Source organism: Pseudomonas sp. LAIL14HWK12:I7 (genome assembly GCF_000483465.1).
GTDB classification, from domain to species: Bacteria; Pseudomonadota; Gammaproteobacteria; order Pseudomonadales; family Pseudomonadaceae; genus Aquipseudomonas; species Aquipseudomonas kermanshahensis.
Map to the genome: position 1 here is coordinate 783,225 of NZ_AXYZ01000001.1, position 15,985 is coordinate 799,209.

Sequence of the window (15,985 nt, forward strand, 5' to 3'; positions counted from 1 at the left end):
TACGAACTTCCTTTTAGTACGGATTCAGGCCCGGATGACGCGGGCGGTGTTCCCTTCGATGGCGGTAAGGCGCACGCGCTCGCCAGACGGGATGTCAGTGTCGGCGACGCAGGTCCATTCCTCGTTGCCGAGGATTGGCTTCTGGAAACGCACACGGCCTTTCTGGAACTCGGAAACACTGGCGGTCAGCAGGCCGACTTCGCCAATCACGCTGTCGGCTGTCCAGCGCACATCCGGCTTCTTGTTCCGGAACACCTTGAACCACAGCGCAGTGGTGACTGAAGAAAGCAGCACCCACAGCAGCATCTGCATATCCAGTTGCAGGCTGGGCGCGGCGAGCGAGATGAGCGAAACCAGCACGGCGCCGATGCCGAACCAGAGAATGAAGAACGTGGGCAGGACCAGTTCGAGCAGGATCAGCGCGATACCGAAGACCAGCCAGATCCACCATTGCATGTCCATATGAATGAAGCCTTCTGGGGGAGAGGGCTGAAGTCTAAGGCAACGGAGGGAACAAAGGCCATTCGGGTGCGACCGAGTGAAACGGTGGCAAAGTCGATAGGACCTGTAGGAAAGCAGAACTAACCGTTACGCTGTCAGGGCGAAACGAGCCAGTCTTCAACCCTTAGACCGGGTACTCGTTGAAACTCGCGCACATTGTTAGTCACCAAAATTAAGCCAAGCGCTCGGGCATGCCCGGCAATCAGTTGGTCGTAAGGACCAATGGGGGTCCCTGATCTGGCCAATTCCGCACGAAGCTGGCCACTGTGCTCAGCCGCATGGCTATCGTAATCGAGTACTTCAAGGCGCGCGGCAAAGCCCTCGACCACCGAAAGATTGCGCTCAGGATGATCCGACTTCTCAGCGCCGTAGATCAGTTCCATCAAAGTAATTGTGCTGATCGCCAATTGGCCGTGATGGCGATTGAACGCTTCGCGGACGCGTTGCGGTTTATTCTTGATCGTGAAAATGCAGATATTGGTGTCGAGCAGGTACCTGAGCATTAAAAGCCTTCACGTTCCTGGTCTGCAGGTTGGTCACGGGTGGCCATGTAATCCGCGCTTGCAGGCTCACTTTCGAACCAGCTGTCCCATGATTCACCAGCAGGTGTGATGATGCGCGTACGCCCAACTGCAACAATATCCACGCGGGTGATGCCATCGGGAAGTGCGACGGATTTTGGCAAGCGGATGGCCTGGCTGCGGTTGCTTTTGAAGACAGCACCTTGCTCCATGATGGGCCTCCTAGGGTAGCGACAATGTGTGACAGAAGTTTAGGATGCATGTCGTATATGTCAATGGGATATACGTCATGACTGGCGAGCAGTCAAAGCGTCAGCCTGGCAAGCAATGCGTCTGAGTGAATGAATGTCTCATCGACCACCGGCAGTTCCGGCCGCCGCAGGATCAATACTGGCACCCCTAGCTCCCGCGCCACGTCCAGCTTGGGCTCGGTCGCCACGCTGCCGCTGTTCTTGCTGATCAGTACGTCGATCTTGCGGCGCGCGAACAACACACGTTCGTCTTCGATTCGGAATGGCCCGCGTGCGCCGATCACCTCGCAACGTTCGTTACCGGGGCAGGCCTCCAGTGCGCGCAAGGTCCAGAACTGATCCGGCGGGATCTCTGCCAGGTGTTGCAGCGGCTCGCGGCCCAGCGTGAACAGCGGCCGCCGGAATGGCGCGAGCGCCTCGATCAACCCCGCCCAGTCGTCCACTTCGCGCCAATCGTCACCCGGCTGTGCCTGCCAGGCGGGGCGGCGCAGCGCCCAGCAGGGGATACCCGCACGACGTGAAGCGATGGCGGCGTTGCGGCTGATCTGCGCGGCATAGGGGTGGGTGGCATCGATCAGCAGGGTAATGCCCGCCTCGCGCAGGTATTGGGCAAGGCCTTCAGCACCGCCATAGCCGCCGACGCGCAACTGGCAGGTCAGGTCCTGCGGTACGCGGCCGATGCCCGCCAGGCTGTAAACGTGCTGCGGGCCCAACTGGCGGGCGATGGCCAGGGCCTCGGTGACGCCGCCCAGCAGCAGGATGCGCGCGCTCATTGAACACCTGCCTGGCCGACGATGCCGCCTTGGCGGTCGATGGCGAACACCTCTACCTGCACCTGCGGCGGCACCACGCTGCGGGCGAAGGCCAGCGCGTGCGCGCAGACGGCGTCGCCCAGGGCGATGCCTGCAGCATGCGCCAGCGCCAGGGCTTGCTGGCTGGTGTTGGCGGCGATGATTGCGGCCTGAAGGTTTGCGTCGGCGCCGATATCCGCTGCCCAGCCGGCCAGCTGCGGCAGGTCGATGCTTGAGTGGCGGCTGTGCAGGTCCATGTGCCCGGCCGCCAGCTTGCTGATCTTGCCGAACCCCCCGCACAGGCTCAGGCGGGGTACCGGCACCTTGCGCAGGTGCTTGAGCACGGCGCCGACGAAGTCGCCCATCTCGATCAGGGCGATTTCCGGCAGGCCGTAGACCCGGCGCATGGTGTCTTCGCTGGCGTTGCCGGTGCAGGCGGCGATGTGCGTGTAGCCGTTGGTGTGGGCCACGTCGATGCCCTGATGGATCGAGGCGATGTAGGCCGCGCAGGAAAACGGCCGGACGATGCCGCTGGTACCCAGAATCGACAGCCCGCCGAGGATGCCCAGGCGCGGGTTCATGGTCTTCAGTGCCAGCTGTTCACCGCCCTGAACATTGACCGTGACTTCGAAACCGCCGCGGTAGGCGCACTCGTCAGCCAGGCGTTGCAGGTGTTCGCCCATCATGCGCCGGGGCACTGGGTTGATCGCCGGTTCACCCACTGCCAGCACCAGCCCCGGGCGTGTCACGGTGCCGACGCCTTGGCCTGCGACGAAGCGGATGCCGGGCTCTGCCAGCAGGCGGACCTGGCTGAACAGCAGGGCACCATGGGTCACGTCCGGGTCGTCGCCGGCGTCCTTCAGCGTGCCGGCTTCGGCGCATTCGCCATCGCGGCGGCAAAACTCCAGGCGCATCTGCACGACCTTGCCCTTGGGCAGGGTGATGCTCACGGCGTCGCTGCAGACGCCGGTCAGCAGCAGGCGCGCCGCCGCGAGGCTGGTGGCGGTGGCGCAGCTGCCGGTGGTCAGGCCGCTGCGCAGGGGCGCGGGCTGCTCGTGGGTTTCTTCACGCATCGAGGGGCTTCACCACATCGAGCAAGGTGATTGGCAGTGCCTGGCGCCAGGTGTCGAACGTGCCCAGCGGCTGCGCATGGGCAACATGAATACGGGTCAGTTCACCCCCGTGTCGCTCGCGAAAGTGCGCCAGGGCCAGTTCGCTTTGCAGTGTAACCGCGTTGGCCACCAGTCGCCCGCCGGGGCGCAGCCGCTGCCAGCACAGGTCGAGCACGCCTTCACGCGTTACCCCGCCGCCAATGAAGACCGCGTCGGGCTGCTCGAGCTCTGCCAAGGCTTCAGGCGCCTTGCCACGGACCAGTTGCAGGCCGGGCACGCCCAGCGCATCGCGATTGTGTTCGATAAAACCCTGGCGCCCTGCGTCGGCCTCGATGGCCAGCGCACGGCAGGCGGGGTGGGTGCGCATCCACTCGATGCCGATCGAGCCGCAGCCCGCTCCCACGTCCCACAGCAGCTCGCCGGGCAGGGGGGCGAGACGGGCCAGGGTGATGGCGCGGACATCGCGCTTGGTCAGCTGGCCGTCATGCTGGAAGGCGCTGTCCGGCAGCCCAGCGACCCTCGGCAGGCGGGGGGCATCGGGCGCGGCGAGGCATTCGATGGCCACCAAGTTGAGCGCTGCAACCTGGGTGTGAGGCCAGTCCTGAGCGGTGCCCGCCACTTCGCGTTCATCGGTGCCACCCAAGTGTTCGAACACGCGCAGGCGGCTCGGCCCGAAGCCACGCTCGCACAGTTGTGCGGCGATTGCTGCGGGGCTGTCACCGTCGTTGCTCAGTACTAACAGGCGGGCGCCGCTGTGCAGGTGCGCATTGAGCGCCGCCAGCGGCCGGGCGACCACCGAGACCACCTGCACGTCCTGCAGCGGCCAGCCGAGGCGGGCGGCGGCCAGTGCACAGGAGGACGGCATCGACAGCACCCGCATCTCGCTGGCGGGCACCTGGCGCGCCAGGCTGGCGCCGACGCCGAAGAACATCGGGTCACCGCTGGCCAACACGCAGACCGGTTCGCCGCGCTGGGCGAGCACGGGCGCCAAAGAGAAAGGGGTTGGCCAAAGCAGCCGCTCGCCGACCACGCAGCGTGGCAGTAAAGCCAGTTGGCGCGGGCTGCCGAAGATCCGCGAAGCGCCCAGCAGGGCACGCCGGGCCTGCTTGCCAAGGCCATTGAAGCCGTCTTCGCCGATGCCTACTACTGTCAGCCAGGGTGCCATGTGTTTCAATCCGCCATTTCTGGGGCCGCTTCGCGCCCTTCGCGGGCAAGCCCGCTCCTACAGGCACAGCATGATCCCTGTAGGAGCGGGCTTGCCCGCGAAGGGGCGCGAAGCGGCCCCGGGTAAACGATAAGCTCGACCACCGGCTTTTCATGCCGCCGGACAAAGCAGGCATAATACCGCGCCTTCTACACTCAAGCGCACTTTCACAGATTGCCGGACACCCCTTTGAAGCAGGCCCATGCCCCCGACGTTTCACCTCGCCCCTCGGCCTGCCCGGGGTTGTGGCGCATCGTCAGTGCCCGTGATGGCGGCATTTGCCGCATCAAGCTGCCGGGTGGCCTGCTGCTGGCCGACCAGGCCGATGCCGTGGCCGAGGCCGCCGAGCGCTTTGCCGGTGGCGTGATCGAGGCAACCAACCGCGGCAACCTGCAGATTCGCGGTATTGGCAGCGACCACCAAGGCCTGATCGCCAGGCTGCTCGCGGCAGGCCTGGGCCCGCGCGAAGCCGCCGGTGACGATGTGCGCAACCTGATGCTCAGCCCGCTGGCCGGGCATGACCCTGCCATGTTGCTGGATGCCCGGCCGCTGGCGGGGCAGATCCTCGACCTGCTGGAAGGCACACCGCGGTTTCACCAGTTGTCGGCGAAGTTCGCTGTGCTACTGGACGCCGGCGAAGGCCTGGCGATGCTTGAGCACCCGCATGACCTGTGGCTCTCGGCGCTGCTTATCGAGCAGCGCACGTGGCTGGCGTTTGGCCTGGCGGGCTGCCCCGCCGATGGCCAGGTGCTCGGGGCGGTGCCGGTGGAGCAGGGCCTGGCCCTGGTGCGTGCCGTGCTGGAGCGCTTTCTTGACCTGGCCGCTGTGGACCAGTCGCGCATGCGCCAGTTGCTCGAATGCTGTTCGCCCGCGGCGTTCGTCGAAGGGCTCGGCCTGGACATCCGCCGCGATGCCGCCGTGCTTGAATGGCGCCGCCCGACACGCCAACCCGAGTGGCTGGGTGTGTTGCCACAAGCCCACGGTCTCGCCCTGGGCGTTGCTCCGCCGCAGGGCCGCTTGACCCCCGAGATGCTGCGGGGTGCCGCGCGCATCGCCCGGCACCTGGGTGACGGCAGCCTGCGCCTGAGCCCTTGGCAAAGCCTGGTGCTGACCAATCTCGACCCGGACCAGATCACGCAAGCCCAGGGCGAGTTGTCCACGCTGGGCCTGCTGTGCCACAGCCACGAGCCACTGGCCCGCATCAGCGCCTGCACCGGCAGCAGTGGCTGCGCCAAGGCACAGGGCGAAACCAAGGCCGATGCCGTGGCCTTGGCCGCGCTGCTGGGCCCTGGCGTGCCGGGCAGCGTGCACCTGTCCGGGTGCCCCCGATCCTGCGCCGTGGCCCATGTTGCCCCGGCCACCTTGCTGGCCCGTTCACCGGGCCGTTACGACCTGTATGTGCGCGATGCGCGCCTGCCGGGCTTCGGCGCCCTGCGTGCCATCGACCTCACCTTGAACGAAGCAGGCGCCATGCTCGACCTGCCGACGGAGCACCTTGATGATTGACTACATCCGCGATGGTCAGGAGATCTATCGCAATTCCTTCCGGATCATCCGTGAGGAAGCCCGACTCGAGCGGATACCCGCAGACCTCGAAAAGCTCGCCGTGCGCGTGATCCATGCCTGCGGCATGGTCGAAGCCATCGACGGCCTGCAGTTCTCCGAAGGGGCCGGCCGCGCCGGCCGTGAAGCCCTGGCCAAGGGCGCACCTATCCTCTGCGATGCGCACATGGTCGCCGAAGGCATCACCCGCGCGCGCCTGCCCGCCGACAACAAAGTGGTCTGCACATTGCGCGACCCGAGCGTGCCTGGCCTGGCCAAAGACGCCGGCAATACCCGTTCCGCCGTGGCCCTGGAGCTGTGGCGGCCGTACCTGGAAGGCAGCGTGGTGGTGATCGGCAACGCCCCAACCGCGCTGTTCTACCTGCTGGAGATGATCGACGCCGGCGCACCCAAACCTGCGCTGATCCTCGGCTTCCCGGTCGGCTTCGTCGGTGCGGCCGAATCCAAGGCGATGCTCGCCGCCGACAGCCGTGGCGTGCCGTTCGTGATCATGCAAGGCCGCCTGGGCGGTAGCGCGATGGCCGCCGCCGCAGTCAACGCCCTTGCCACGGAGGTGGAATGATGGCGCCACGTGGACGTCTGCTCGGCCTGGGCGTAGGCCCCGGCGACCCTGAACTGATCACCGTCAAGGCGCTGCGCCTGTTGCGCGAGGCGCCGGTGGTTGGCTACTTCGTGGCCAAGGGCAAGCGCGGCAATGCGTTCGGCATCATCGAGGCGCATCTGCAGCCAGAGCAGACCTTGCTGCCGCTGGTCTACCCGGTCACTACCGAAGCCTTGCCGGCACCGCTGTCCTATGAACAGGTCATCAGCGACTTCTACGATGAAGCCAGCGTGCAGGTTGCCGAGCACCTGGACGCCGGCCGCGATGTGGCGGTGATCTGCGAGGGCGACCCGTTCTTCTACGGCTCCTACATGTACCTGCATGACCGCCTGGCGCAGCGCTATGAGGCTGAAGTGATTCCTGGCGTCTGCTCGATGCTCGGGGGCGCCTCGGTGCTCGGCGCGCCGTTGGTGTACCGCAACCAGAGCCTGTCAGTGCTGTCGGGCGTGCTGCCGGCCGAGGAGCTCAAGCGGCGCCTGGCCGATGCCGATGCGGCGGTGATCATGAAGCTGGGCCGCAACTTCCCCAAGGTGCGTGACGTGCTGGCCGAACTGGGCCTGGACGAGCGTGCGCTGTATGTCGAGCGGGCGACCATGGCCAACCAGAAGATCGTGCCGCTGGCGGACGTCGACCCCCTGTCGTCGCCGTACTTCTCGCTGATCATCGTGCCGGGTGAAAAATGGCAGGGATGAGCATGCACAAGGCACCGGCAATCATCATCCTGGGGCCAGGCAGCCTGGCCACGGCGCAGCGTATCCAGCAGCGTTATCCACAGGCGGTGATTCATGGCCTGAGTGGCCGTGTCGAGGGCGCCGATCAAACGTACGCCTCGTTTGGCGACACCCTGCGCGCGCTGTATCAGCAGGACACCCCGATCATCGCCCTGTGCGCCGCCGGTATCGTCATCCGCAGCTTGGCCAGCGTGCTCAGCGAGAAAGGCGTCGAGCCGCCCGTACTGGCGGTGGCCGAGGATGGCAGCGCGGTGGTGCCGCTGCTCGGTGGCCTGAGCGGTGTGAACGTGATGGCGCGTGAAATTGGCGAGGCATTGGGCGTGGCGGCTGCGATCACCACCAGTGGCGAGCTGCGTTTCGGCACCTGCCTGCTGAACCCGCCACAGGGCTATGCCCTGGCGGATATCGAGCAAGGCAAGCGCTTTGTTTCCGACCTGTTGGCCGGCGAGACGGTACGCGTCGAAGGGGATGCGCCGTGGCTGGACCAGGCGCAATTGCCTGCCAGCGAATCGGCCCAGCGCACGATTCATGTCGGCCATCAGGCACGTGCGAGCAGCCGGGACGAGTTGCTGATCCACCCGCGTTCGGTGGTGGTGGGCGTCGATACCGCAGACCTGCAGGGCATTCGCACGGCGCTAAATGACGCGGGTATTGCCGAGCAGTCGTTGGCCTGCCTGCTGGCGAGCGAGCACGCCATGGCCGATGCCGCCTTGCACGAGGCGGCGCAGGTGCTTGGTGTGGCGCTGCGTTTCGCGGCCAAGCCTGGCGACCTGCGTGGCATGGTAGCCCAGGCGTTGCCTGACGCGCAGTTGATCGAGCAGGCCAACGCCGTCATCGCAGTGGCTTCGGCACCGGTGGATGCCGAGCGGATCGGCCGCCGCCGTGGCCGCCTGGCGGTGATCGGCCTCGGCCCTGGCGCTGCGGAGTTGATGGTGCCGGCGGTCAAGGCAGAGCTGGCACGCGCCCAGGACATCCTCGGCTACGAAACCTACGTGCGCATGGCCGGGCCGTTCCGTGCAGACCAAGTGCAGCATTGCACCGACAACCGCGAAGAGATGCAGCGTGCTCGCCATGCCTTCGAGCTTGCTGCACAAGGGCGCTCGGTGGTGGTGGTGTCGTCGGGTGACCCGGGTGTCTTCGCCATGGCCGCCGCCGTGCTCGAAGCACTGCACGCCTCCAGCGACCCGGCCTGGCAGCGGGTTGATCTGGAGATCCTGCCGGGTGTTTCGGCTTCGCTGGCCACCGCTGCCCAGGCGGGTGCACCGCTGGGGCACGACTTCTGCGTGATGTCGCTGTCGGACAACCTCAAACCGTGGTCGGTCATCGAGCATCGCCTGGACTTGGCGGCCCAGGCCGATCTGGTCCTGGCGTTCTACAACCCGATTTCCCGCTCGCGGCCTTGGCAGCTGGGGCGTGCGCTGGAGATCGTGCGACAGCACCGCGATGGGAACACACCTGTAGTCCTTGGCCGCGACATCGGTAGGCCAGGGCAGACACTCAAGGTGGTCTCCCTGGCCGAACTGGTGCCAGAAATGGTCGACATGCGCACCATGGTCTTGCTGGGTTCTTCCACGACCTGTCAGTTTGCCAAGGCCGATGGCACCCAGTGGGTGTACACGCCGCGTTGGTACCCGACCGCCGGGTGAGGCGCCGAGGGAACCCGTTCATGCCTGTACCCCGGTCGTTTGCAGCATAGGGTGAAGGCCCCTCGACGATACCCGTCGGGGGCCTTCAAGGATTCTGCTCATGACCGATGTAAGCACTAACAGCATTGCCGTTGTCGAACAATCGCTTCTGGCGCTCAGCGCTGGCATGTCGGCGCAAAGCCGGCGTGATGCCAAAACCACCTTCCAGTTTGCCTCTCGCGTGGCGTCCAAGCTGCATGATCGCGATGGCGAATCCGAGGCCTGGTTCAACAAGTTCCTGGAAGTGATGCGCACTTTGGGTTGGGTGGTCGGTAAACGTTCCTACGAACGCGACTATGACCAAAGCCAATCGCTGACCCTGGGGCCGATTGCTTTCAAAGTCGCTAGCGCCGCTGGTAAAGCACTGCTCGGTGGGCCAGTCGGTGAGGCCATGGCCAAGCTGGCGGGTGATGCCATCAGCGCGCTGGGCAATATCGAGGAAGCACAGAAGATCTACCAGCAAAACCTCAAAGGGCATCCTGTGTCGACAACGGGCCTTGGGGCCTGCATCGAAACGCCGGAAGGCGAACTGTTCATGCTGGTCAACGCATTCAGTGCTTCGCCGGGCGAAAACGATCTGAATACCACGGTGTTCGAATGGAAAAGTTCGAGCAAGGACCGGTATTGCGGTTCGGCCGTGCTCAGCCTCAACGAAGTGGTGTACACCGACGCGGTTCGTGCATCGATCGAGCAGAAGTTGATCGACAAGGCCGTCCAAGCCGCCAGCGAATTCGACATCTGACACGGGAGCGGGGCTTTTCAGGCCCCGCTCTTCTTTCAATGTTTGCAAGTCGAGGTATTTCGATGAGTAAGGAAGGTTATTCCTTGTGGCTCGTTGGCGGTACAGCCTTGTTGATGGCCGAAACGGCATCCCCGTCGTGGCAATATGCGCTGGACTCGCTGCTGTTCGCACAGTTGCGCTCGGACAAATTGAATGGATCACGCTTCGCCAATTTCACGCGCTGGTACAGCGGCTACCGCACAGCCCTTGAGGCACGTGGGTGGATCATCCCTAGCAGTCGCAGTGATTATCAGCCCTTGAAAGGCAATACCTTGCTGGCTCAACGACTCACAGATGATTTGCAGGCCCGTCATCCCAGCCTGTCCGGTTACGTGCAGGCGGCGATTGCCACACTCTCGCGGGATGACGTGCAGCAATACCTGCAGCCTTTCACCTTGCTCGAACAGGACCAGGCAACCCATGCGGTTTATGAGTTGGGGGTGATGCTGCCCGACGCTTCCCTGGACCTGTGCGCGATGGCGTTCAAGAGCACGCTGCCCGCAGCACAGATCCGCCCTTGTACCGTGTTATCACCGCCACCCAGCGATAAAGCCGACCTGCGTACCACCCTTGCAACCTTGGGCGAACAGCTGACGGAAGCTGATCGCCAAGGCCTGCACGCGCTGCTCGAACGCAAGCAGTACGCAGGACGAATCAGACATTTGGGCGTGCTCAGGCTGGAGGATAGCCATGCAAACACATGAAGCCACCGTTGTCGGCGCCAGCCTGGTTGCCTTCATTCCTGGTGTCAGCCTTGAACAGCGCAAAGCCGTGAAGCTTGCTTCGCTGTGGGCTGAAAGCACGACCTTGCAAGACATGGCCGGAGAAAGTGCCCAGGACCAGTATCAGTACTACCGCAAAAAGTTGATGTACTTGGGTTGGGACGCGAAGTCGGCCGAAGAAGTGCACTGGCCGGATCCCCAACGGCCGAAGATCGTCGACCAGGCGTTGAGAAGGATCGATGCCGTAGCGGGTGTTCATCATTCCAGCAACATGGCGCTGGCTTTTGAAGTACTGAAGAAGAACGGCAAGCCCCTGCTGCATTTTGAATCGCGCAGCAAGGACCGGGCGCAGTTTCAACTGTTGTCCTGTGCGCCAGTCAGTGGCAATTACGTGGACATCGTGGTCTATCACGAGGCCGGCAACAGCGTGGCGTTCACCACTGGGTTTCTATTTCGTGAACGCCGCGACACGCGCGTGACCGCAGAGTTGGTGCGATTCAATACGCGCCTGTTCGACCAGGAGCGCCGTAGTGCAGTGGAGCGTGCCCTGGTGAAAATCGCGCTGAAGGAGATCCATGAGATGGCGATCTAGAGCACCAGGTAACCCTTGATCCCGGTAAAGATGATCTGCGCCGCCAGGGCACAGACGAACAATCCCATCAAACGGCTGACGATCTGCAGGCCTTGGTCGCCGAGAATCCGCTCGATGCCGTGCGAGAGGTACAGCACCAGGCCCACGGTGAAGCTGGCCAGCGCGATACTGGCGATGGCCAGCAACTTGTCGTCCCAATGCGGCTGGCCCACGCCCATCACCAGCAGGGCACCGATGGTGCCGGGGCCGACGGTCAGGGGGATGGTCAATGGCACGATGGTCACGTCCTGCTGAACGTTGTCGGCCTGCACCGCCGGTTTGCCCTGCGCCATGCCCAACGCCGAGATGAACAGCACGCTGCCGGCACCGATGCGGAAGGCGTCGGCGGTGATGCCGAAAATGCCGAAGATTGCCCGGCCGAACAGGTACAACAGCACGCTGGCGACCAGGGCGGCGAAGGCAACCTTCCAGGCCAGTTGCTTGCGTTCCTTGCTGGAATGGCCGCGGGTCAGGCTGATGAAGCACGACAGCACGAAGAACGGGCTGTAGAGCACGAGCATCTTCAGGTAGACACTGAACAACTCATGGAGCATGGGTTGGGATCCTCGGCTGCGGTGGGTGCCTGTCGATGCATCGTCGGCATTGCTTAGGGGATAGGCGCCGGATCCGTCTTGGCTTCCCGGTGATTCGCCCAATATTGGATCAGCTCGCGCAATTGCGACAACTCCACCGGCTTGGCCATGTGCCCATCCATGCCCGCCAACTTGGCGCGCTCCTTGTGCTCGGCAAGGATGTGCGCGGTCAGCGCCACCACGGGCGTACGTGGGCGCTGGTGCGCGGCTTCCCATGCGCGCAGTTGCTGGGTGGCCGAGAAACCATCCAGCACGGGCATTTCGCAATCCATTAGTACCAAGTCATAGCGCTGCGCCTTCATGGCTTGCAACGCTTCTTCACCATTGCAGGCCGTGTCTGGCTCAAGGTTGAGCTTGCCCAGCATGCCGCGGATCACTTTGGTCGAGATGCTGTTGTCCTCGGCGACCAGCACGCGGAAGTCGCGGGGCAGGTCCAGTGCTTGCGGCACACCGGGAGGGGTGGCCGGCACCGCTTGCTCACGGCCGCGTTGGGCCAGCTCTTCGGCCAGTGTGGTCTTCAGCGTATAGCCTGCCACTGGTTTGGCGAGTATCCGCTTGACCCCGGCATTGCGTGCGATGACTTTGCTCGGCGCGTTGCTGATGCCCGTGAGCATCACCACCAGGATGTCGTGGTTAAGGCTTGGGTCTTCCTTGATCTTGGCCGCCAGTTGCATGCCCGTCATGCCGGGCATGTTCTGGTCCAACAGCACGGCATCGAAGTAGTCGCGCAGGTGCGCCTTGGTGCGCAGCAATGCCAGCGCTTCCTTGCCGGAAGGCACCGCGCTGACATTCATGCCCCAGGCGCTGCACTGCTGTACCAGCACCTTGCGGCAGGTGTCGTTGTCGTCCACCACCAGTACCCGCGCGTCGCGCAACGGGCCATCGAGGTCGGCGGGCGGTTGTTCCAGGCGCGAAGGGTCCAGCGGTAGGGTCAGCCACAGGGTGTTGCCCATGCCGCTGCTGCTCTTGATGCCGAATTCGCCCTGCATCAGGCCGATCAACTGCTTGGCGATGACCAGCCCCAGGTGGCCGCCGAGCTTGTTGCTGGAGAGGAAGTGATGGCTGTGCAGCTCGGCTTGCAACAAGGCTTCGCGCTCAGCGGCGGGCAACGGTTCGCCGCTATCCTGCACGGCAATGCGCAAGCGCGGCGCCTCGCCACGTTGGTCGAGTGCCACCACCAGCAGGATCTCCCCCTGGTCGGTGTTTTTCAGGGCATTTTCCAGCAGGCTCGACAGTGCCTGGCGCAGGCGCGTTGGGTCGCCACTGATCACGCGAGGCACTTGAGGCTGGGTGAAGCTGATCAGCTCGATGTTCTGCTGTTCGGCCTTGGCCCGGAAGATGTTCAGGCAATCCTCGATCAATGCATTGAGGTCGAACTGCACATCGTCCAGTTCGATCTGCCGGGACTCAAGCTTCGAGATGTCGAGAATCTCGTTGATCAGCGTCAGCAGCTCGTTGCCGGCGCTGTGGATGGTCTGCACGTAGTCGCGCTGCTTGACCGACAGCGGCGTGCCGAGCAGCAGCTCAGTCATGCCCAGCACGCCGTTCATGGGCGTGCGGATTTCGTGGCTGATCTTGGCCAGGAACTCGGCCTTGGCGTTGATCTCGGCATCGCTGGCGGCCAGGGCGCGGCTGGCGCTGAAGCGCTCTTCGCTCATGCGTCGCAGGCGTTCGCTGACGGCCAGGTTAAGCAGCAGGCCGCAGATAACGGTCAAGCCCATGAGCACGCACAGCAGCCACGGCGTCGACGTGCGGGTCAGCCCCAGAAGCGCGGGCAACAGCACCAGGCCGCCAAGGTTGTAGACCCCCATGGCGAGGGTGAACAGGCGTGCGGGTGCGTAGCCCTTGTACCAGTGATAGGCGCTGACCAGCAGCATGCTGACGCTGCCTAGGGCCAGCAGGGCATAGGTCATCAGGTTGAGTGGCAAGGTGTCGACGAACAGCAGCACCAGGCCGCTGACCGCAGCCACCAGCATCTCGCCCTGCAACAGGCGGTTGAGCCGCGGCGAATCGCACGGCGAGAAGAAATGCAGGGTGAAATACAGGCCAGCCAAGCCTGCGAGGACCAGGGTGAGGTAGGCCGCTGGCGTTTGCGCACTGTGCCACACGTGCCACCAGGGGCCGCTGAGGTTGAGCAGGATCAACCCGCTGAGCAGCATCAGGCCGTGGTAGAGCGCCAAAATCAACGTGGTGGTGGAGCGGCCATAGAGGAAGCGGATCAGGTTGTGCAGGATCAGCATCACCAGGCCGCCGAACAGCATGCCGAACAGCAGCGGTTGGGTCTGGTCGGAAGCGGCCACAGCCGCGGGCTCAAGGCTGATGGCCGGGCGCAATTGGTGCTCGGAAACCAAGCGCAGGTAGATGTCCAGCGGCTGCCGGCTGTTGGGCAATGGCAGCACATGGTCGCTGCCGCGCAGGGTAGGGCTGGCATTGCCGGCCTGGCGCCCGTGGTGCAGTTGACGCAGTAATTTGTCGCCCTCGAGGGCGTAGAGGTCCAGGCCTGAAAGGTCTGGGGCGAACACCCGCAGCAGTTGCTCCTGATCGCCAGGTTCCAGGCGATAGTGCAGCCACAGGGCTTGTTCGGCAGGGGCGGCATCCAGGTCGCTGAGCAGCAATGGGCTGAACTGGTTGCGGTAGCGATCGGAGCGCACGTCGCTTAATTGCAGGTTGGCCTGTTCGTCGAGCAGAACGGACCAGCCTCCGCCTTCTTCGGCCGAGGCCGGGAGCAGGCAGAGCAGGGTCAGCAAGCTGACGATCAGAGCTGTGGCAATCCGAAGCCGACGCACTACGAAATCCCTTCTTAGCCGATGTGCCGGATACTAACTATGCGCGGCGCGCCAAGTCGAAGGCAAGGCCCAGAAAGGGCCCTGTCGACGAGCCGAAGGCCGTGGGCGCAAGGCGTCACGGCGCTTCGGTAAAGGTTACTGCTGGTGTTCACCGCGCTCGCGGGCAATGGCCCGGTAGCCGATGTCGGTACGGTAGAAGCTGCCGTCCCACTTGACCTGCTCTGCCAGGCGGTAGGCCTGCTGCTGAGCGGCTTCGACGGTTTGGCCCAGGGCAGTGGCGCAGAGCACTCGGCCGCCGGCGGTAACCACTTGGCCGTCTTTCAGGGTGGTACCGGCATGGAACACCTTGCCTTCGAGCTTGGCGGCTGCGTCCAGGCCGCTGATCGCGTCACCTTTGGCGTAGTCGCCCGGGTAGCCACCGGCAGCCAGCACGACGCCCAGGCTCGGCCGTGGGTCCCACTGGGCTTCAACCTTGTCCAGGGCCTCGGCGAAGGCGGCTTCGATCAGCAGCACCAGGCTCGACTCCAGGCGCAGCATGACCGGTTGGGTTTCCGGGTCACCGAAGCGGCAGTTGAACTCGATGACCTTGGGGTTGCCCGCCTTGTCGATCATCAGGCCAGCATAAAGGAAGCCGGTGTAGACGTTGCCTTCCTCGGCCATGCCGCGCACGGTCGGCCAGATCACTTGGTCCATCACGCGCTGGTGCACGTCGGCGGTCACGACAGGGGCAGGCGAGTAGGCGCCCATGCCACCGGTGTTCGGGCCGGTGTCGGCGTCGCCGACGCGCTTGTGGTCCTGGCTGGTGGCCATTGGCAACACGTTGTGGCCGTCGACCATGACGATGAAGCTGGCTTCTTCGCCGTCCAGGAACTCTTCGATGACTACACGCGAACCCGCATCGCCAAAGGCGTTGCCGGCCAGCATGTCACGCACGGCGTCTTCGGCTTCCTGCAGGGTCATGGCGACGATCACGCCTTTGCCCGCAGCCAGGCCGTCGGCCTTGATCACGATCGGCGCACCCTTTTCCTGCAGGTAGGCCAGGGCTGGCTCGATTTCGGTGAAGTTCTGGTAGTCGGCGGTCGGGATCTTGTGACGCGCCAGGAAATCCTTGGTGAAGGCCTTGGAGCCTTCGAGCTGTGCGGCGCCTTTGGTGGGGCCGAAGCAGTCCAGGTTGCGGCTGCGGAACAGGTCGACGACACCTGCGACCAGTGGCGCTTCAGGGCCGACGATGGTCAGTTGCACGTTCTGTTCGGCGAAGTCGGCCAGTTGCTCCAGGGCGTTGACGTCGATGGCGACGTTTTCGCACTTGGCTTCAGTGGCGGTGCCGGCGTTGCCCGGGGCAACGAAAACTTTCTCGACGCGTGGGTCTTGGGCGACTTTCCAGGCCAGGGCGTGCTCACGGCCGCCGCTGCCGATGATCAAAACTTTCATGTCAAAACCTCTGTTTGGCGGCGTACTTCGCCCGCTGTGGGAGCGGGTTCACCCGCGAATGCGATGCTGGGCTTACCGCCG

16 protein-coding genes are annotated in these 15,985 nt (G+C 64.3%); 7 read left to right on the top strand and 9 right to left on the bottom strand.

Features of this window, described 5'->3' with window-relative positions; translation table 11 throughout:
- Nucleotides 1–24 precede the first annotated feature (24 nt).
- The 6 genes from D886_RS0103530 to D886_RS0103555 form a co-directional block, all read right to left on the bottom strand.
- Nucleotides 25–462 (bottom strand): NfeD family protein, encoded by a 438-nt coding sequence (locus D886_RS0103530; RefSeq protein ID WP_027592580.1) that lies wholly within the window; start codon nt 460–462, stop codon nt 25–27.
- Nucleotides 463–596: 134 nt separating this feature from the next.
- Entirely contained in the window at nt 597–1,004 is a 408-nt protein-coding gene (vapC, locus tag D886_RS0103535) for a tRNA(fMet)-specific endonuclease VapC (RefSeq protein ID WP_027592581.1), read from the bottom strand.
- Nucleotides 1,004–1,234: a type II toxin-antitoxin system VapB family antitoxin gene (gene vapB, locus D886_RS0103540; protein WP_027592582.1), complete on the bottom strand. Its 231-nt coding sequence runs from the start codon at nt 1,232–1,234 to the stop codon at nt 1,004–1,006. Before vapB ends, vapC begins: the two co-directional genes overlap by 1 nt.
- A gap of 92 nt (nt 1,235–1,326) precedes the next feature.
- Nucleotides 1,327–2,046, bottom strand: a complete 720-nt coding sequence (locus D886_RS0103545; protein ID WP_027592583.1) for a cobalt-precorrin-6A reductase — start codon at nt 2,044–2,046, stop codon at nt 1,327–1,329.
- Entirely contained in the window at nt 2,043–3,137 is a 1,095-nt protein-coding gene (locus D886_RS0103550) for a cobalt-precorrin-5B (C(1))-methyltransferase (protein ID WP_027592584.1), read from the bottom strand. Before D886_RS0103550 ends, D886_RS0103545 begins: the two co-directional genes overlap by 4 nt.
- The gene (locus D886_RS0103555) at nt 3,130–4,341 is read right to left on the bottom strand and encodes a bifunctional cobalt-precorrin-7 (C(5))-methyltransferase/cobalt-precorrin-6B (C(15))-methyltransferase (protein ID WP_027592585.1); all 1,212 of its coding nucleotides are present in this window, start codon (nt 4,339–4,341) and stop codon (nt 3,130–3,132) included. Before D886_RS0103555 ends, D886_RS0103550 begins: the two co-directional genes overlap by 8 nt.
- A gap of 213 nt (nt 4,342–4,554) precedes the next feature.
- Here D886_RS0103555 and cobG point away from each other — a divergent pair, with 213 nt between their 5' ends.
- From cobG to D886_RS0103590, 7 genes are all read left to right on the top strand, one after another.
- The gene (gene cobG, locus D886_RS0103560) at nt 4,555–5,886 is read left to right on the top strand and encodes a precorrin-3B synthase (protein ID WP_027592586.1); all 1,332 of its coding nucleotides are present in this window, start codon (nt 4,555–4,557) and stop codon (nt 5,884–5,886) included.
- Nucleotides 5,879–6,505 (top strand): precorrin-8X methylmutase, encoded by a 627-nt coding sequence (locus D886_RS0103565; protein ID WP_027592587.1) that lies wholly within the window; start codon nt 5,879–5,881, stop codon nt 6,503–6,505. Before cobG ends, D886_RS0103565 begins: the two co-directional genes overlap by 8 nt.
- Complete coding sequence (locus D886_RS0103570; protein WP_027592588.1) at nt 6,502–7,236, top strand: precorrin-2 C(20)-methyltransferase; 735 nt, start codon at nt 6,502–6,504, stop codon at nt 7,234–7,236. The genes D886_RS0103565 and D886_RS0103570 overlap by 4 nt, the downstream gene beginning before the upstream one ends.
- Before the next feature lie 2 nt (nt 7,237–7,238).
- Complete coding sequence (gene cobJ, locus D886_RS0103575) at nt 7,239–8,921, top strand: precorrin-3B C(17)-methyltransferase (protein WP_027592589.1); 1,683 nt, start codon at nt 7,239–7,241, stop codon at nt 8,919–8,921.
- Nucleotides 8,922–9,021: 100 nt separating this feature from the next.
- Nucleotides 9,022–9,702: a hypothetical protein gene (locus D886_RS0103580; protein WP_027592590.1), complete on the top strand. Its 681-nt coding sequence runs from the start codon at nt 9,022–9,024 to the stop codon at nt 9,700–9,702.
- Nucleotides 9,703–9,764: 62 nt separating this feature from the next.
- Nucleotides 9,765–10,445: a hypothetical protein gene (locus D886_RS0103585; protein WP_027592591.1), complete on the top strand. Its 681-nt coding sequence runs from the start codon at nt 9,765–9,767 to the stop codon at nt 10,443–10,445.
- Nucleotides 10,432–11,055: a hypothetical protein gene (locus tag D886_RS0103590; RefSeq protein ID WP_027592592.1), complete on the top strand. Its 624-nt coding sequence runs from the start codon at nt 10,432–10,434 to the stop codon at nt 11,053–11,055. The genes D886_RS0103585 and D886_RS0103590 overlap by 14 nt, the downstream gene beginning before the upstream one ends.
- Here D886_RS0103590 and D886_RS0103595 read toward each other — a convergent pair.
- From D886_RS0103595 to purD, 3 genes are all read right to left on the bottom strand, one after another.
- Complete coding sequence (locus D886_RS0103595; protein WP_027592593.1) at nt 11,052–11,648, bottom strand: MarC family protein; 597 nt, start codon at nt 11,646–11,648, stop codon at nt 11,052–11,054. The two genes, D886_RS0103590 and D886_RS0103595, sit on opposite strands and share 4 nt — an antisense overlap.
- Before the next feature lie 53 nt (nt 11,649–11,701).
- Nucleotides 11,702–14,473 carry a hybrid sensor histidine kinase/response regulator gene (locus D886_RS0103600; RefSeq protein ID WP_027592594.1) on the bottom strand — a complete coding sequence of 924 codons (2,772 nt, stop codon included), beginning with the start codon at nt 14,471–14,473 and terminating at the stop codon, nt 11,702–11,704.
- Between the two features lie 135 nt (nt 14,474–14,608).
- Nucleotides 14,609–15,904: a phosphoribosylamine--glycine ligase gene (purD, locus tag D886_RS0103605; protein WP_027592595.1), complete on the bottom strand. Its 1,296-nt coding sequence runs from the start codon at nt 15,902–15,904 to the stop codon at nt 14,609–14,611.
- Nucleotides 15,905–15,985: the final 81 nt, after the last annotated feature.